The 17,647-nt window shown below is 63.9% G+C and carries 16 protein-coding genes; 6 read left to right on the top strand and 10 right to left on the bottom strand.

What is annotated here, in order from left to right:
- Positions 1-43: 43 nt before the first annotated feature.
- Both MUO32_RS10590 and MUO32_RS10585 read right to left on the bottom strand, forming a co-directional pair.
- On the bottom strand, positions 44-1,234 hold the full coding sequence (locus MUO32_RS10590; RefSeq protein WP_257948190.1) for an efflux RND transporter periplasmic adaptor subunit: 1,191 nt from the start codon (positions 1,232-1,234) through the stop codon (positions 44-46).
- Between the two features lie 50 nt (positions 1,235-1,284).
- Positions 1,285-2,082 (bottom strand): alpha/beta hydrolase fold domain-containing protein, encoded by a 798-nt coding sequence (locus MUO32_RS10585; RefSeq protein ID WP_257948189.1) that lies wholly within the window; start codon positions 2,080-2,082, stop codon positions 1,285-1,287.
- 143 nt (positions 2,083-2,225) lie between these two features.
- On the opposite strand from MUO32_RS10585, the gene MUO32_RS10580 reads away from it, so the two are divergent.
- On the top strand, positions 2,226-3,149 hold the full coding sequence (locus tag MUO32_RS10580; RefSeq protein WP_257948188.1) for a LysR family transcriptional regulator: 924 nt from the start codon (positions 2,226-2,228) through the stop codon (positions 3,147-3,149).
- Positions 3,150-3,153: 4 nt separating this feature from the next.
- Here the strand turns inward: MUO32_RS10580 and MUO32_RS10575 are convergent, their stop codons facing one another.
- Genes MUO32_RS10575 through mtnK form a run of 5 tightly spaced genes read right to left on the bottom strand, consistent with a single transcriptional unit; the run spans position 3,154 to position 8,578 of the window.
- Positions 3,154-4,272, bottom strand: coding sequence for a RuBisCO large subunit C-terminal-like domain-containing protein (locus MUO32_RS10575; protein WP_257948187.1), 1,119 nt, complete (start codon positions 4,270-4,272; stop codon positions 3,154-3,156).
- Positions 4,272-5,273: a transketolase family protein gene (locus tag MUO32_RS10570; RefSeq protein WP_257948186.1), complete on the bottom strand. Its 1,002-nt coding sequence runs from the start codon at positions 5,271-5,273 to the stop codon at positions 4,272-4,274. The genes MUO32_RS10575 and MUO32_RS10570 overlap by 1 nt, the downstream gene beginning before the upstream one ends.
- A gap of 2 nt (positions 5,274-5,275) precedes the next feature.
- A complete protein-coding gene (locus tag MUO32_RS10565) occupies positions 5,276-6,211 on the bottom strand; it encodes a transketolase (RefSeq protein ID WP_257948185.1) in 936 nt (311 codons plus the stop codon).
- Positions 6,212-6,215: 4 nt separating this feature from the next.
- Positions 6,216-7,310, bottom strand: coding sequence for an S-methyl-5-thioribose-1-phosphate isomerase (gene mtnA, locus MUO32_RS10560; RefSeq protein WP_257948184.1), 1,095 nt, complete (start codon positions 7,308-7,310; stop codon positions 6,216-6,218).
- Entirely contained in the window at positions 7,307-8,578 is a 1,272-nt protein-coding gene (gene mtnK, locus MUO32_RS10555) for an S-methyl-5-thioribose kinase (protein WP_257948183.1), read from the bottom strand. Before mtnK ends, mtnA begins: the two co-directional genes overlap by 4 nt.
- A gap of 146 nt (positions 8,579-8,724) precedes the next feature.
- On the opposite strand from mtnK, the gene MUO32_RS10550 reads away from it, so the two are divergent.
- The 5 genes from MUO32_RS10550 (at position 8,725) to MUO32_RS10530 (ending at position 13,080) form a co-directional block, all read left to right on the top strand.
- Complete coding sequence (locus MUO32_RS10550) at positions 8,725-10,239, top strand: sugar ABC transporter ATP-binding protein (protein ID WP_257948182.1); 1,515 nt, start codon at positions 8,725-8,727, stop codon at positions 10,237-10,239.
- The gene (locus MUO32_RS10545; protein WP_257948252.1) at positions 10,239-11,288 is read left to right on the top strand and encodes an ABC transporter permease; all 1,050 of its coding nucleotides are present in this window, start codon (positions 10,239-10,241) and stop codon (positions 11,286-11,288) included. Before MUO32_RS10550 ends, MUO32_RS10545 begins: the two co-directional genes overlap by 1 nt.
- A 50-nt stretch (positions 11,289-11,338) precedes the next feature.
- A complete protein-coding gene (locus MUO32_RS10540; protein WP_257948181.1) occupies positions 11,339-12,382 on the top strand; it encodes a substrate-binding domain-containing protein in 1,044 nt (347 codons plus the stop codon).
- A 99-nt stretch (positions 12,383-12,481) separates the two neighbouring features.
- Positions 12,482-12,757, top strand: a complete 276-nt coding sequence (locus MUO32_RS10535; protein ID WP_257948180.1) for a type II toxin-antitoxin system Phd/YefM family antitoxin — start codon at positions 12,482-12,484, stop codon at positions 12,755-12,757.
- Positions 12,757-13,080: a type II toxin-antitoxin system RelE/ParE family toxin gene (locus MUO32_RS10530; protein WP_257948179.1), complete on the top strand. Its 324-nt coding sequence runs from the start codon at positions 12,757-12,759 to the stop codon at positions 13,078-13,080. The genes MUO32_RS10535 and MUO32_RS10530 overlap by 1 nt, the downstream gene beginning before the upstream one ends.
- Positions 13,081-13,121: 41 nt before the next feature.
- Here MUO32_RS10530 and MUO32_RS10525 read toward each other — a convergent pair whose 3' ends face one another.
- From MUO32_RS10525 to hutC, 3 genes are all read right to left on the bottom strand, one after another.
- Complete coding sequence (locus MUO32_RS10525; protein ID WP_257948178.1) at positions 13,122-15,176, bottom strand: bifunctional aldolase/short-chain dehydrogenase; 2,055 nt, start codon at positions 15,174-15,176, stop codon at positions 13,122-13,124.
- Between the two features lie 60 nt (positions 15,177-15,236).
- The gene (locus MUO32_RS10520) at positions 15,237-16,232 is read right to left on the bottom strand and encodes a sugar-binding transcriptional regulator (RefSeq protein WP_257948177.1); all 996 of its coding nucleotides are present in this window, start codon (positions 16,230-16,232) and stop codon (positions 15,237-15,239) included.
- Between the two features lie 331 nt (positions 16,233-16,563).
- On the bottom strand, positions 16,564-17,304 hold the full coding sequence (gene hutC / locus MUO32_RS10515) for a histidine utilization repressor (RefSeq protein WP_257948176.1): 741 nt from the start codon (positions 17,302-17,304) through the stop codon (positions 16,564-16,566).
- Between the last annotated feature and the right edge of the window lie 343 nt (positions 17,305-17,647).

Raw genomic sequence — 17,647 nt, 5'->3', positions numbered from 1 at the left:
TTGGGTTACGGGGCAGGGCGCTTTGGCGCCCTGCCGGCCGCCGTTACTTCACGGAGGCGACGTTTTCCTGTTCCTGCGGATCGACCACGACGCCGGGGCGAACGCGCTGCAGGCCGTTGACGACGACCTTGTCGCCATTGGCCAGCCCGCTTTCGACGATGCGCTCGCCGCCCGAAAGGCCGCCGAGCACGATCGGCCGGTAGGTGACCTTGTTGTCCTTGTCGACGACGAAGACAAACTTCTTGTCCTGGTCGGTGCCCACGGCCTTTTCGCTGACGAGAATCTTGCTCTCGGGCTTCGGCTCGCCCATGCGGATGCGCACGAACTGGCCGGGGATCAGCCTGCCGCCCGGATTGTCGAAGACGGCGCGCACCGTGATGGTGCCGCTCGCTGCATCCACCTCGTTGCCGATGAGCTGGAGCTTGCCGTGGATCGGCGTTCCCGCGTCGGCGAGCGTGCCGACTTCGACCGGGATCTGCTCGATCGGCTGGAGCGCGCCGTCGGAGGCGGGCAGCGTCGCGAGCGCGGCGGCGACCGTCTCTTCGCTGACATTGAAGCCGGCATAGATCGGATCGACGGAGACGAGCGTCGTCAGTGCCGGGGAGGCCGAGCCTCCGGCGACGAGGTTGCCGGTGGTGATCTCCACCTTGCCGACGCGGCCGGAGACCGGTGCGCGAACCTCGGTATAGCTGAGTTCCAGCTTGGCGGCGTCGAGCGTCGCCTGCGCCGTCTTGAGGCTCGCCTGCGCTTCCGAAAGCGCGTTCTGGCGCTGGTCGATATCGCTCTGCGAGACGCTGTCGCTCTGGGCGAGGCGTTCGCCGCGCTCGAGCTGGATTTTGGCGAGTTTGACGCGCGCTTCGGCGGAAGCATGCTGCCCTTCCGCCTGCGTCACCGCCGTGTGGAAGGGCTGGGGATCGATCGTGAAGAGCAGATCGCCGGCCTTCACCAGCGCGCCTTCGCGGAAATCGACGGACTGGATGGCGCCGGCGACGCGCGACCGTATCTGCACACGGTCGATGGCCTCCAGCCGGCCGGAGAACTCCTGCCACGTCACAACGTTCTTGTTTTCGACAACGGCGACCGTGACCGGCACCGCAGGCACTTCAGCCGTTGCCGTGGCTTCTGCCTTCGCGGCCTTGCTCGGAACCTGAACCATCAGGGCGGCGCCGAAAATGGACGCGAGCAATCCCAGGCCGGTGCCCGTGAGGGCCCAGCGTTTGCGCTTCGACATCATTGTTTTCTCCTTGTGGCCTCAGGCCACGCTATGCTTCGAGTTCCGTAAAATCAGTGAATGCTAATATTTTGAACAAAACCGGAAAACTGGCTGGCAAGGCTGCCGGCCCATGGCCCGGTTCCATTGGATGTCCCGCTGTAGATTGTCGGCCAGCCTGTTCCCGCGGGAAGGACATGCTGCTGAACCTTGACGCCGGCCTGGGCGAGGCGATCGGCATAACCCAGCGCCTCGTCGTGCAGCGGATCGTCCGCCGCCGTGAGGACGAGCGCCGGGGCAAGATCCGAAAGACGCGAACACAGGCAGGGCGCGGCATAGGGATGGCACACACCGCCGCTGAGATAGTGGCTCCAGCCATCCGCCCAGCGCTGGCGCATACCGATGGCGTCGGCCTCGCGGAAGGAGCGGCTTGCCATGAAGGGATCGAGCAGCGGCGAGAGCAGCACCTGGCCGTCGAGTTCGTCGGCGAAGTGGTCGCGGGCCTTGAGCGCTACGCCGGCCGCGATATTGCCGCCCGCCTCCTCGCCGCCGATGAGGAGCGGCGACTTGCGGTCGCCGAGGCCGGCGCGCTTCTTGGCGAGATAGGAGAAGATGGAGAAGCCGACTTCCAGCGGCTTCGGGAAGACACCGCCGCCGAGCGCATTGTAGTCAGGCACGGCGACGATGGCGCCGGTCGAGGCGATGCATTCGGCAAGCGGGCAATGTCGGAGCCCGGTCTCCGTGAACGCGCCGCCGTGGAAATAGAGCAGGACCGGCGCGCCCTTGGCGTATTCGGCGCCCTGATAGACGCGCACCGACACGGGGCCGATGGCCACCTTGTCGAACGTCATATCCTTGATCTCTACCGGCATCGATTTTGTCCTGTGGGCCGCTTGGAAATAAGCTGGTCCCTCACCATTTATATCGTCAGTCATTTTGCCCAGATAAGTGTGGTAAAACGGATTTCACTGTCCAATATTTCGAACAATCATAGCTTCCTACGTGGGAATGTTCCATGGATCAGCTTTCTGCGATGCGCGTCTTTCTCCGGGTGGTCGAGACGGGCAGCTTCACCGGTGCCTCGACCGCGCTTGGCATGCCCAAGGCGACCGTCAGCAACCTCATCCAGAACCTCGAGACGCATCTGCAGACCAAACTGCTCAACCGCACCACCCGCCGCGTCATGGTAACGACGGATGGAGCGCTTTATTACGAGCGGGCAAACCAGATCGTCACCGAAATCGACGAGCTGGATGGCAGCCTGTCTCATTCCCGCATGAGCCCGAGCGGGCGCCTGCGCGTGGAAATGTCGGGGGCTTTCGCAGACCTGCTGATCATTCCCGAACTCAATGATTTCCATGAGAAATACCCCGATATCAATATCGATCTCGGGGTAGGCGACCGGACGGTGGATTATCTGGCGGAGAATGTCGATTGCGCGCTTCGCGGCGGCTCACCGGGCAATGCTTCGCTGATCGCGCGGCGGGTCGGGGAGATGGATGTCGTGGCCTGCGCCGCGCCCGCCTATATCGAAAGCTTCGGCCTACCGGCGCATCCATCCGAGTTGGAGGCAGACCACCATTGCGTGAACTATTTTCTCGCGCAGACCAACCGCATCATGCCCTTCGGTTTCACGCGCGACGGCGAGGCGCTGGAGATCAACAGCCGGTACATTCTCTCGGTCAACGACGCGCGCAGCTATCTCGCCGCAGCATTATCCGGCCTCGGCGTCGCGCCGCTTCCCTGCTTCATGGCGCACGATCCCATCGAACGCGGCCAGCTTGTGCCTGTTTTGTCGGATTGGCGCATCGAACCCATCCCGCTCTACATCGTCTATCCGCCGAACCGGCACCTCAGCAACAAGGTGCGCGTCTTCGTCGACTGGGTCGTGCGGCTTCTTGCACGCACGGAGTTGACGGCGGGCGCCGGCAAGTCGTGACGCCTCAACCTTCGACGGCGGCGACCAGGCGTTTGCAGGCGCCGACGAGGTCCGGTTCCGACAGCAGCGCGCCGCCGATAAGATACATCACGTCATTGCCATAGGCGTCGCGCATTTCCGGCACCCGGGCAAAGGTCATGCCGCCGCCGGGGGCTGCGACGATGGCCTTGGGGCCGCCCATGTCCACGGCACAGGCTTTTGCGATCGACTGGCATTCTTCACGCGTAAAGCCGAAGCGGCCGCCGAAATTCGGATAGACGACGGCGTCGGCGCCCATCAGGCGGTGCAGCGTGCCGAAGAAGGCACGGTGCGAGAAGCCGCAATCGGGCGAAACGACATTGGCGCCCGAGAATGCCGGGTGCGACACGATGGGCAGGGAAAAATTCGGATCGGCGGCGAGCGTGCGTGCGATATCGTAGCCGGCGAGCGCTGGCGCAATCATGACGCCGCCTGCGCCAAGCTCCTGCGCCTGTTTTGCCCGCTCGATGATGGCGGTGGCGGGGCCGGTGATGTTGGGAACGAAACTCGTTTTGCCGCCGCTCTTCGCATTCGCCTCGCCGACAGCTTCGATGCAGGCCCTCAGGCGTTCGTCGAACGGCGCCGTCTTCTGGTCGACGAGACCGTGGTCGTCTTTCACGAAATGCATGCCGCCGAGCGCGAAATCGTGGGCAAGGCGGGCAAGCTGCGCAGTCGACAGGCCGACCGGCTTGATGGCGGACATCAAGAGCGGCTTTTCACCGATGCCGGCGCGGGCGCGCAGACCTGCTATACCGTGGCGCGGCCCCTTGCAGAGGCCGAGCAGGCCGGGCGACAGGCCGATATCCTCCACCTTCAGGCCGGGCTTGATGGAGCTGTTGCCGAAGACGATGTTGAGAAATTGCAGGAAATCCCCGCCGACATCGTCCTCCGAATAGGAGATTGCGGCGAGAAAGCCCGGCCGGCCCTCGGTATCCCTGTGCAGGCTTTCCAGCCGGCCGAGGATCTCGTCCTCGACATAGCCTTTCGGCACGACGCTGCGCGGGATCTCCACGGTCTGTTCCAGCGCGATATCAAGCGCGCGCGCCTTGGCTTCCGCCTCGTCGGCGGCACGCACGAAATAGGTGACCGTGAAACGCGGGGCCATCAGAGCGCCTCGGCCTTCTGGGCGGAATGCACGTGGTCAAGACGCACTTCCGCCAGTTCTTCCTCGCCGATGGCCAGGGGCTTGCCGACGAGGCTTTCGATGGCCGCGACAAGCGCGCCGGCGTCGAGGCCGTATTTCTTCATCAGATAGGGTTTCGAGGCACCGTGCGCGAAGGTGTCGTTGAGGCCGAGGCGCTTCAGGCGGATGCCGAGCCCTTCCTCCGCGAGGATTTCCGCGACCAGCGAACCGAGGCCGCCGACGATGGTGTGGTTCTCCAGCGTGACGACGCCCTTCTTGCCGCGCGCGGCTTTCAAGAGGCCGTCCCGGTCGAAGGGTTTCAGAGTCGAGGCGTGCAGATGGTGGACGCCAATGCCGCGCGCCGCGATCGGTCCGGTGGCCCGCAGGGCCTCTTCCGTGCAGACGCCGGAGGAGACGACGAGAATGTCATCGCCTTCCGAGAGGGTGCGCAGCTTGTTGAATTCGAAGGGGGTCGAAAACAGGCGGGGCACCTCGCCGCGCAGGATGCGCACATAGACGGGGCCGTCGATGCTGTCGGCGACCTCGAGCACGGTCTCGACTTCCGTCGCATCGCCTGTTTCGAGGATCGTCATGTTCGGCACGGCGCGGAGCACCGCGATGTCCTCGATGGCCTGATGCGTGATGCCGCCCGGCGTGGTGATGCCGGGCAAAAAGCCCATCAGCCGGACCTTGCGGTTGGAATAGGCGATCGAGTTGATCAGCTGGTCGTAGGGTCGGCGATAGAGGAAGACCGAGAACGTATGGATGAACGGCCGGAACCCCTGCATGGCGAGGCCGCCGGCGAAGGACAGCATGTTCTGCTCGGCCATGCCCAGCGACAGGAACTGGTCCGGATGCCGGTCGCGAAAGCCGTCGACCTCGCAGGAGGAGGTGAGGTCGGCCGACAGGCAGAGCACTTCAGGGCGTGCGGTGGCGAAGGCCTCGAAAGCCCTAGCATAGGGACGGTTGACGATTTCGACCATGGTCAGGCCCCTTCCATCGCGGTGAGATCGATGCCGAGTTCGACGGCCAGCGCAGCTCGCATTTCCAGCCGCTCTTCGGCGCTCTTGAAGCGCACATAGTGCAGGCGCGGGAAACGCTTCTTGAGGAAATCCATGCCCTGATAGGGCGAGGTGTTGGCGAGGATGACGAGCGGCTTGCCGGGTTCCGCACTTTCAGCGGCTTCGCTGAGCGCACCGAGATCATGGCCATCCACGGAACGGCAGGTGACGCCGAAGGACGCGACACGGGACGCGAGATCGCCGAGATCGAGCACCGAGGACATGGCGCCGTCGCATTGCTGGCGGTTCACATCGACGATGACGCGGATATTGTCGATCTTGTGATAGCTCATCGCCGCAAGGCATTCCCAGGTCTGGCCCTCCTGGAATTCACCGTCCGACATATAGACCCAGACCTTGCCGGGTTCCTTCTTGCGCAGCCGCGCCCAGGCGACGCCGGACGCCATGGAGAGACCCTGCGCGAGGGAACCGGTGGTCACTTCCATGCCGGGGCTGTGCTCGGCACCGATCATCTCGACCGAGCCGCCGTCCTTGTTGAAATGGTCGAGCGCATGTTCGTCCATCCGGCCGGTCTCGATCAGCGCGGAATAGATGACGAGCGCATAGTGGGCCGGCGAGATGAAGAAGCGGTCGTATTCAGGGCCGACGGGGCCGTGATAGCCGGCACCCGTGAAGGCATCCGGGTTGTGTGCGGAGGGTACGCCACGGAATGGCAGCGGCACCTTCGGCAGCGTCGGTTCGCCGAGCTTCAGCACCTCGTTATAGAGCAGCGCGAGGCTTTCGGCGGCCGAGCAGGCCTGGCTGAGATAGCCGCCATTGTGCTTCATCGTGTGGAAGAACACGCGTCGGCGGATGCCAAGCGCGATCTCCTCGGTGGATTTCTGGTTGGGCAGGCTCATCGTCTCAGCTCCGTTCCGGGAAGAGCGCCTTCAGGCCCTCGGGCGACGGCGTGGCGATGCCACGCTCGGTGATGAGGCCGGTGATGAGGCGGGCGGGCGTGACGTCGAAGGCGGGGTTGGCCGCAGGACTACCCTCCGGCGAGATGCGCACGCTGGCAATCGAGCCATCGGCGGCGCGGCCCTGCACGAAGCTCACTTCATCGGGGGTGCGCTCCTCGATCGGAATTTCCTTGACGCCGTCATGCACCGTCCAGTCGATGGTGGGTGAAGGCAGCGCCACGTAGAAGGGCACGTCGTTGTCGCGCGCGGCGAGCGCCTTCAGATAGGTGCCGATCTTGTTGCAGACGTCGCCGTTCGCCGTGGTGCGGTCGGTGCCGACGATCACCATGTCGATATCGCCATGCTGCATCAGGTGTCCGCCGGCATTGTCGACGATCAGCGTGTGCGGCACGCCGTGGCCATTCATTTCCCAGGCGGTGAGATAGGCGCCCTGGTTGCGCGGCCTCGTTTCGTCGACATAGACATGGACCGGAATACCCGCCTCGACGGCCATGTAGATCGGTGCGGTCGCGGTGCCGTAGTCGACGGTTGCAAGCCAGCCGGCATTGCAATGGGTAAGGATGCGCACCGGCTCGCCCGGCTTCTTGCCGGCGGCGATCTTGCGGATCACATCGAGGCCGTTGGCGCCGATGGCGCGGTTGAGTTCGATATCCTCTTCCGCAATCTCGGCAGCGCGCGCATAGGCGGCGTCCACGCGCTCACTCTCCGGCAGCGGGCTGAGATGTTCGCGCATCGCATTCAGCGCCCAGCGCAGGTTGATGGCGGTCGGGCGCGTTTCGTTCAACTCCTCCCAGACCGCATCGAGATGCGCATCGGAAGCGTCCTTCGCCATGGCGATGGCGACCCCATAGGCGGCGGTGACGCCGATGAGCGGCGCGCCGCGCACCCACATGTCTCTGATGGCGATGGCGACATCGGCGACGGTCTTCAGCGTGACGACGCGGAATTCGTGCGGCAGCCAGCGCTGGTCGATTATATCGACGGCGCGACCGTCCTCGTTCAGCCAGATCGTATGGTAGTGGCGGTCTCCGACTTTCACGCGAGGATCTCCTTTTCAAGCCGCTCCACCGTCTCGCGGATGTCGCGGAGGCTGTGGATGCGCTGCCGGTTGACGGCGAGGTGACGCCCGAGCTTCAAGGCCTTGCTTTCGCAGGGCGCGCGGCGGTCGGGGTCGGCGATGGTTTCGAAATCGGCATTGTGGGCAAGGCCGAGGATGCGGCGATGGATCTCGATGCCGGCAAAGCCCAGCATCTCGCGCCAGATCTCGTCGATGACGATGTTGAGCGCCTGCTCGGCGGCGAGCGGGTCGTTGCGGTCCTCGAAGAGGCTGGCCTGGTAGAGGATGCCCTTGCGCTCGGTGCGCCAGAGATGGGCAAATTCGGCGCGGAACGTCTCCCACAGCGTATCGATCGTATCGAGCAGATAGGCGCGCATGCTGTCGCGCGCGCCGGGTGCCGTCTCATGACCGGCCTGCGAAAAATAGCTCATCCAGAAATTGGCGATCAGCATGCCGACATCGAAGCTGATCGGGCCGTAGAAGGCGAATTCGGGGTCGATGACGCGGGTCTCGTCATCGGTGACCATGACGGAACCGGTGTGCAGGTCGCCATGGCAGAGCGTTTCGGCTTTGGCGGAAAAGAGGTGTTTCAGCCGCTGCGCCTCGACTTTGAGGTCGCGGTCGGCCCGCAGATCGGCAACGAGCGGATCGAGCTGCGGCGTGGTGTGGCGGTTGAGCGCGGCTTCGAAATAGGGATCGGAAAAGACGAGGTTTTCCGAGATGTCGCAGAGCTCGACGTTATCGGAGAACAGCGCGACATCCGCCTTCTTCTCGCGCGTCACCATGGACAGGTCGGAGCCGCGGAACAGCGTGCGAGCGACGAAGAGGCCGAGGTCGCGGCCGATCTTCGGTAGCTCCCTGCCGTCAATCAGCGCGCGGCGCAGGATGACATGCGGCGTCAGGAACTCCATGACGATGATGGCCTGCGTCTCGTCGAAAAACAGGATTTCCGGCACCATGCCGGGATCGCGCGCGCCCTGGCGCTTCAGCGCGTGATATTCGAAGAACGAGCGCTTGAGCGGCAGCGGCCAGCTCTCGCCGACGAGGCGCACATAGGGCAGCGCCTGCTTGACGATGGCGGCGCCCGTTTCACCTGTGACGATGAAGACCAGATTGAGGTTGCCGTCGCCGACTTCCTTCACGGTCCAGCGGGACGAATCGTCACCGATCCTTTCTTTCAGGGCGGCGTTTGCGCCCAGCCGAACCGGCAATGTCTCGGCGCTCAGCGCCTCGAAGACGTGGCTGTCCATGATGTCCTCCTCCTGCGCATGGGGCGGTCGCCTCCGCCTGCCGCCATGCCGTCTTTGTCCACAGCTAAGGCATCATTCTGTCAATTGTCAACGGCCTTGACATTTGATGAGAGCCTATCCTAACGTGGCGTCATCGGGAGGAATACATGAGCGAACAGGCAGTGTTTCGCATTGAGGGCGTGCGCAAATCCTTTGGTCCGGTAACGGTGCTTCAGGGTGTGGACCTCGACCTCAAGGCAGGCGCAGTGACGGTTTTGATGGGTGCCAACGGTGCCGGCAAATCCACGCTCGTGCGCATCCTCTCCGGCGTCTACACGCGGGATGCCGGCGCCATCACGCTGGCGGGCGCCGCCTTCGATCCGGCAACCCCGGCCGAGGCGATCCGCGCCGGTGTCGTTACCGTGCACCAGAACATCAATGACGGCGTGGTCGCCGATCTCGATGTCGCGACCAACCTGACGCTCGACCGGCTGAGCGGGCGCGGCGCACGGCTGTTCTTCAATCCGCGCCGGGTGCGGCGCGAGGCCGCCGCCGTCGCCTCCCGCATGGGCCTTGCGATCGATCTCTCGGCCAATATCAACGACCTGACGCTGGCCGACCGCCAGATGGTGGCCATCGCGCGCGCCATGGCGCATGAGCCGAAGGTTCTGATCCTCGACGAGCCGACCTCGTCGCTGTCGAGCGCGGAGGCCGATCGCCTGTTCGATCTCGTCGACCGCCTGAAGGCGCGCGGCGTCGCCATTCTCTATATCTCGCACCGCATGTCGGATATCCGCCGCCTCGCCGACAGCATTCTCGCCTTGCGCGATGGCCGCATTACCGGCCGTTTCGAGGGGCCGGAACTCGACTATGAAGGTGCGGTCAATGCCATGCTCGGCCGCAAGGTCTCATCCGGCGAGGTTGCGGTGCGCGCGGCGGGCCGCCCGGTCTTCGGCGTGCGCGGTCTCAAACTGTCCGAACAGACGCGGCCCTTCGATTTCGATCTCGGCGATGGCGAAATCGTCGCCGTCACCGGCCTTGTCGGCGTCGGCAAGACGGCGCTCGCCGAAACGCTGTTTGGCGCACGCGCGCCGACGGCGGGTGAAATGACCTTGGACGGCAAGCGCTATGCGCCGAAGTCGACAGGCCAGGCGATTGCGCAGGGCGTCTTCCTCGTCGCGAAGGACCGTGCGATCAGCGGCATCGTGCCGGATTTCAATATCTACGAGAATATCAGCCTGCCCTTTCTGCGCCGGCTGTCGTCCCTCGGCATTGCCAGCCGCCGGGCGGAGAAGCTCAAGGCGCGCCAACAGATCGCCGAACTCGGTGTTGTCTGCCGCAGCGAGCGCGACGAGATGCAGACGTTGTCGGGCGGCAATCAGCAGAAGGTCATGGTCGGCCGCTGGCTGTCCGAGCCGTCGCGCCTGCTCATCCTCGACGAACCCTTCCAGGGCGTCGACATTGCCGCCCGCCGCGATATCGGCGCGAAGCTGCGCGCCTCCGCCGCCGGGCGAACCACCATTCTTTTCCTGACGGAACTCGACGAAGCCTTCGAGGTCGCCGACCGCATCCTGGTGATGTCGGAACAGACCATCGTGGGCGAGCACCGCAATACCGACATCGATGTCGAGCGGCTGCTCTCCGAGATCGCCGGGCAATTCTATCAACAGGTCAGTGCATGATGACGAGTGAACAGAGCAAATCCGCCGCCACCGGCACCATCCCGCCGGCCGCCCTCAATATCCGGGAAACCGCGATCAAATACGGTTTCCTCGTGCTGCTCGTCGGCATGGTGCTCTATTTCTCGGCTGTCACCGGCGGCTTCGCCTCGCCGCAGAGCGCGGTCTTCATCCTGCAATCCGTATCGATAACGGGTATTCTGGCGCTGGGCGTCACCGCGACGCTCGTCGTCGGCGGTTTCGACCTTTCGATCGGTTCGGTTGCCACCACGGCCATGATGGCCTCGTCCTATGTGATGGTGGTGATGGGCGGTGACGCACTGACGGCGACGCTCGTCTGCCTGGCCGTCGGCGTGCTCGTCGGCCTCGTCAACGGTATCATCATCGTCTACATGCGCGTGCCGGATCTGCTCGCGACGCTCGGCATGATGTTCCTGCTGCTCGGCCTCCAGCGCATCCCGACCGAGGGTCGCTCGATTGCCACCGGCATGACGCTGCCCGACGGTTCGACGGCGACGGGCGCCTTCAGCCCGGCCTTCCTGGCGCTCGGCCGCCACCGCTTCGACCTGATCCTGCCCAATCTCGTGCCGGTCTCGGTGGTCGTGCTGATCGTGCTCGCCATCGTCATCTGGTTCTTCCTCGAATACACCCGCTTCGGCCGCATGATGTATGCCGTCGGCTCCAACGAGCGCGCCGCAAGCCTCGCCGGTGCGCCGGTCAATGCCTACAAGATCTCGGCCTATATCATCTCGGGCGTCTTCGCCTCGATCGGCGGCATTCTGCTGGCCGCCCGCCTTGGGCGCGGCGATATCGCCTCGGGCAACAACCTGCTTCTCGACGCCGTCGCGGCAGCGCTGATCGGCTTTGCCGTGCTCGGTGCCGCCAAGCCGAACGCCTTCGGAACGGCCATCGGCGCGCTCTTCGTCGGCATCCTCTTGCAGGGCCTGACGATGATGAATGCGCCCTATTACACCCAGGATTTCGTCAAGGGCGCCGTGCTCGTCATCGCCCTGATTTTCACCTTTGCGCTCTCGAAAAGAGGCAAACGCTGAGGGGAAAAACCCCGGCGGATCACCAAAGTTCACCAGTGGAGGAGACTGACATGAATTTTACGCGTAGAACCCTGGGCAAGCTGACGCTCGGGCTGATGGCCGCGGCGTCGTTTGCCGTGCCGTCCTTTGCGGCGGATATGCCCAAGCCGTTCGACAAGCCCGGCGAGGTGAAGATCGCGCTCGTGCGCTATCTCTCGACCGGCGACTTCTTCCAGTCCTACCTGGCCGGCGTGGAAGCGCAGGCCAAGGCGCTCGGCGTCCAGCTTCAGGTCTTCGACAGCCGTCAGGACGCAGCACTCCAGGCCGACATGGTCGACCAGGCCATCGCGCTCGGCGTGCAGGGCATCATCATCCAGCACGGCCTGACGGAATCCATGAAGGAAGCCGCCCAGCGTGCCGTCGATGCCGGCATCAAGGTCGTCGCCTTCGACGTCAATGTCGAAAACGACAAGATCCCGCAGGTCGAGCAGTCGGACCGTGACCTGGCTCGCCTCGCACTCGAGCAGGCGATCAAGGACAATGGCGAGAGCTTCAAGGCCGGCTACGTCTACGTCGCCGGCATCGCGCCGCTCGACCGCCGTGACGAGACCTGGAAGGAGTTCAAGGCGAAATACTCGGGCATCAACGAGGCCGCCCAGTTCGGCACGATGGACAACCCGATCGCCAACTCGGTCGCCAACCAGGCGCGTTCGGTGATATCAGCCAACCCCGACATCACCGTGATGTTCGCCCCCTATGACGAATTCGCCAAGGGCGTGAAGATCGCCGTCGACGAAGCCGGCATGTCGTCGAGCGTCAAGATCTACTCGGCCGACATCTCGACCTCGGACATCGCCGCCATGCGCGAATCCGGCTCGGCCTGGGCTGCGACGGCTGCGACGAACCCGGCCGTGGTCGGTCAGGTCTCGGTGCGCTCGCTCGCCATGCTGCTGGCCGGTGAAGACCCGGGCAAGCAGGTCATCGTGCCGCCGACCCTGATCACCCAGAAGGATCTCAACGATCAGGACATCAAGAACATGGAAGAACTCGGCGTGAAGCTGCCGCAGTTCGCCCATGCCGATGTCGTCATGCCGGCATGGATGCCGAAGCCCTGATTTCGGGTTAGCGAATGAAGAAGGGGCGGCCCATCGGGCCGCCCCTTCTTATTGTGCCTGGTCCTTTAAAAGACTATATTTGGTCCGAAGGAGCCCTCCATGAAGTTTTCCGAACAGGTCCGGCCGATCAGTTACCTCAAGGCGCATGCGCCCGAAGTCGTGCGCGCTCTTTCGGAAAACCGCCAGCCGGTGGTGCTGACCGTTCACGGCGAAGCCAAGGCCGTGCTTCAGGATGTCGGCCAGTACGAAGAAACGCAGGAGACGCTCGCTCTCCTGAAGGTGCTGGCGTTGACGACACGGCAGGTCGAAGACGGCAAGGTACGTCCCGCCAGTGAGGCCTTCGCTGAAATCCGCAAGCGCCTGTCCAAACGCTGATGGGCTGGCGCGTTCTTCTTTCGCAGGACGCCGAGCGGGACATCGAGGACCTCTATCACTTCATTGCGCGCCGGGATGGAGCAGACACGGCAGAGCGCATCCTCGGCGAGATCGAGGCTGCGATCACCGGCCTGGATGCATTCCCCGAGCGCGGGAACATCCCGAAGGAACTCGTCTCCATCGGCCTCGGCGAGTATCGGGAACTCCATCACAAGCCGTGGCGTGTGGTCTACCGCATCATGGGGCAGGATGTGGTGGTCTACTGCGTTGTCGATGGCCGGCGTGACATGCAGTCGTTTCTGGAGCGCCGCCTTCTGCGTTAGAGCGGGCCGGCCCTAAGGCCGCCCCGCGCCAATTCTCGGGTTCAGCGCATCGCTGCTGCGATATTGCCGCCATCGACGGTGGTGACGTCGGCGGTCGTGCGTTCGGCAAGCGCGTGGTGCACGAAGGCGCGCGCGACGTCTTCGGCCGTCACTTCGAGGCCGAGCAGGTTGCCGCCCATATAGTCCTTGACGGAGAGGCCGCGGGCCGCTGCGCGGTTGGCGATCATCTCGTCGTTCAGCAGGCCGGAGCGGATGCGGTCGGCATTGACGGCGTTGACGCGGATGTTGTCGGCGCCGTGTTCCAGGGCGTACTGCCGCGACAGGAAGAGCGTTGCGGCCTTCGGCAGGCCATAGGCGCCGAACTTCGCGCCGGGATTGACTGCTTGCTTCGAGGCATTGAACAGCAGCACGCCGCCGGTCTTCTGCGCCTTCATGATGCGCACGGCATTCTGCGCCACGGTCTGGTGGGCGAAGAAGTTCAGTTCGAAACTCTTGCGCAGCAACGCGTCGTCCATCGTGGCGATCGGGCTTTCCCAGGCCGCACCCGCATTGGACACGACGATATCGACACCGCCAAAGGTGGCGATCGCCTTGTCGAAGGCGGTGCGCACGGAGACGGGATCGGTGATGTCGCAGGCGATGCCGATGGATCCGTTGCCAGCCGCCTTGGCGACTGCCGCCGCCTTCTCGCCATCGAGATCGAGCGCCACGACATGGGCGCCCTCGGCCGCAAAAGCCTTGACAACCGCCGCGCCGATGGCGCCGGCCCCGCCGGTGACGATGGCGACCTGTCCGGTGAAAGGTTTCGGCTTGGCGCCGGCCAGCTTCGCCTGTTCCAGCGACCAGTATTCGAGATCGAAGAGATCGGGACGGCTGACCGGCTCGAAACGGCCGACGGATTCGGCGTCGCGTGCGGCCTCGATCCACATCTCGCCGACATCGACGGCAATCGTCGCATCCTTGAAGGTCCGGCCATGGCCGAACATGCCGAGGCCGGGCACCAGCGTCAGACGCGGCATGGGATCGAGCATGGTGCGCTTGACGTCGTCGCGGGCGTCGTTGCTGCGGAAGTATTCGGTGTAGTCGGCGGCGAATGCGGCGACATGCTGGTCGATGACCGCGCGGTAGCCGGCAAGATCGTCCTTGGCCGGTGCCGGCAGCACCATCGGGCCGGTCTTGATGCGGATGGAAAGATCGGGCGTGGACACGCCACGTGCTGCGATGTCGTTGACTTCAACCGCGTTGACGAAGTCGAGAATGGCCGGAGACGAACGGAACACACTGACCATGCGGTCGTAGCGGCCTTCGCCCCTGTCGACCGCGACCGCACCGCGCAGCATGGCGGCGATGTCGGCGGGGCTTGCCAGCGAAGCGGGCAGGGCGGCCGGCGTGAAGGGGTTGCGGCCGTTGGTCTTCACATGGTCTTCTGCGACCGTGACATAGTGGATCATCCGGTCATAGGCTTCCTTGGCGGTGTCGCCGAAGGTGAAGATGCCGTGTTTGTCGAGGATCAGGCCCTCGACCGTCGGGTCCTGCTCGAAGACTTCGGCGGCCGCCTTGGCGAGCGCGAAGCCGGGCATGATATAGGGCACGAAACCCATCTTGGTGCCGAAGAGTTCGGCGCTCATCTCCCGGCTCTTCGCCTGGTCGGCGATGGCGAGGATAGCGGTCGAATGGGTGTGGTCGATGAATTTGTGCGGCAGGAAGGCGTGCAGCAGCGCTTCCACCGAGGGGTTCGGCGCACCGGGATCGATCAGATTGGCGCGCAGCAGCGTCACCATGTCCTCGTCCGAGAGCTTTTCGAGCTTGCGGCTCTTGAGGAGCGCGCTGATCTTCACGGCGGGCAGGCCCGGCGGCTCGATTACGCCCATATCCCAGCCGCTGCCCTTGACGCAGAGTACGGCGTGAGTGTCACCCACGAGATCGGTCACTTCGGTCTTCACGGAGGTGTTGCCGCCGCCGTGCAGCACAAGGCGTGGCTCGCCGCCGAGCAGCCGTGTCGTATAGGTGCGCAGCGCCAGGTCGCGGTTGACGCCCTTTGCCGCATAGCCGGCGACGACCTTTTCCGCCTCGTCGTCGCGCCAGAGATTTTCCATCGTGTTCAGCCTCCCGATAAACCGGTCCGGCCGGCATCGGCGGACCCAAACAGTCTTGGCTCAAGCCTTGCCCGAACCGTCTTTACTCAAACCGCTCTTGCCGAGCCCATCCTTGGACCAGCGCTGCAAAATCCGCCGCGCCATCGATGTGGTGACGACGAGATGCGAGACGAAGCCGCCCTTCAGCGCGGCCAGCAGCGGCTCGAACTTGTTGTCCTCCTGCACGACCAGCATGCGTTTCTTGATGGAACGGATAGAATCGAGATCGGCGGAAATGCAGCGGCGATTGTGGTTGCAGTCCATCCATTGCCCATCATGGTCGATCAACTGGCCGGCGATGACGCCGGCTGCACCCTTCTCGCCCATGGCATGCATGTCGGCCGCCGACAGCGCGCCGCATTTGACGAGATGGCTGTCGTCCTCGATGCCGCCGACGGAATAGAGTGCGAGATTGCAATCCGAGATCGTCGCAAGCTGCTCCTTGATGACGGGCTCGCCACGCAGCTCATCGGCGAGGCGCTCGGAAGAGAGCACGAGCGGCGCATAGAAGTTGATGCCTTCCGCATTCAGGCGCCGGGCGATTTCGGTGGTGCACTGGTCCGGCCGGTAGGAATAGGGCGCGCCGAGATTGCCGCAGAGCTGCACGACGGTGACGCCGCGCAGGTCGGCAAAGGGCATGACGTCGGCGATGTGATAGACGGTGCGGCCCCAGGCGACGCCGATCCGGTCGCCCTTGTTGATCAGTTCGAGAAAGACCGAAGCGGCAACGACGGGCATTTCCGCCGCCGGATCCATCGCCTGACGATCTTCCGGCACCAGCCACGCGGTGGTCAGCCCCGTCGCGTCTTCCAGCTCGCGGGCCAGCACGTCGTCGGAAAACAGCTCCGAGGAGGTCGAGATCGTGACGATCCCCATCTCGCGCGCCTTGCGCAGATACATGGCGATCGAGGCGCGGGAGATTCCGAGCCGCTGGGCGACCTCGTCCTGCCGCAGGCCATGCGTGTAGTAGAGCCAGGCGGCCTTGTGAATGATCTGGTCGTTCGGTCGGACAGGCATCAGGGTTCTTTCGTCGGATGTTTTGACATTAGTCACTGACGCTGACAAAAGTCAACGCGCAGGCACTCGAAGCGCCATGGAATGGCGATCCTACCGTGAATATCCGTTTGAGCTTGTAAAGAAATTCGACAGAAGCCGATCGTCGCGCAGCCTTCGGACGGCCCCGCGCCATTGTGCGGCCGCGCCGGATGTCGGGCGATCAAGGTGTCGTGAAGGAAGACGGCGGGCTGGTCTTCAGCCGGCCTTCTCCATCGGAGATAGCCGCAATTGATCGCTCAGCCCGTTCATCGACGGCGACAGCGGTTTCGGCCGCGTGTTGGCCGTCCGTCGGTCAGAAGTTGCTCTGCAGGCGGTAGCGCGAGCCTGGATAGAGCAGCCGGACCGACGTCACCACCCGGTCGTGCGACCAGGTACGGCGGCGGATGAGGATGCACGGCTCGAAGCGGGCGATGGCGAGAACCTTGCATTCCCAGGGTTGCGGCAGCACGGCCTCGATGAACTGCTCTGTCTTGGCAATCGGCGCGATGCTCGTCAGGAAGGCATTGGGCGTCGTCGCGACGAAATCCTGCTCCAGATAGTCAGGCGCGACGGCGGGATTGACGAAGCGGTCCTCCAGCTGGATCGGTACGTCATCTTCGTTATGCACCATGACCGAATGGAAGCACTGCGCGCCGACATCCAGCTCCAGCGCCGCCGCCAGTTCGTGGCCACAGGTTTCGCTCTGGGCGAGGATGAGTTCCGTGCGGTGGACCGAGCCGCGCTCCAGGATCTCGTCGGCAATGTTGCGCACGCCAAGCGCCTGCGCACTGCGCTTCTTGGGCGCGACGAACGAGCCCTTGCCCTGCACGCGGGTGATCACCCCCTCGTTGGCGAGCTCGCGCAATGCGCGATTGGCCGTCATGCGGCTGACGCCAAGCGATTCCACCAGTTCGTTTTCCGAGGGAATGCGATGGTTGACCGGCCATTCGCCGGTCTCGATCCGCGCCCGGATTTCGGTCTTCATCCACTCATAGATCGGCGCGCCACGATCCTTCGCGTCCCTCGGCGAAAGGCCGGTGTCTTGGTTCAGCATCGCCACGGCTCCCCGCATTGAGATCAGCACCTGCTTACAGAATATATCCGATGAAAGTAAGCGCGGTTTTCGATTTGCGCCACTTGCTTGTCTGTTAAAAATCTGCAATGTTGCATATACAACTTGAGGCGGATCGCAAAACTTGTCTTTGGTTTGGCCGCAATATGGGCAGCGCCCGCGTAATGGGTGCGCCGATAGAGGTGGGGGCCTCAAAAACAGCTTTTCACGCCTTTCCGACGCGCGGAAGAGTACAAAAAATACCTGAAACTGACGCTTTAAGGCGGTCATGGCCGGGGAGTGGATGTCGCTTGCGGCTTTCGAGGCTTCGCTTTGGAGCTTCATT

Source organism: Shinella sp. CPCC 101442 (assembly GCF_024704725.1).
In the GTDB taxonomy this organism is placed as follows: domain Bacteria; phylum Pseudomonadota; class Alphaproteobacteria; order Rhizobiales; family Rhizobiaceae; genus Shinella.
This window is presented reverse-complemented; position numbering and strand designations above follow the sequence as displayed.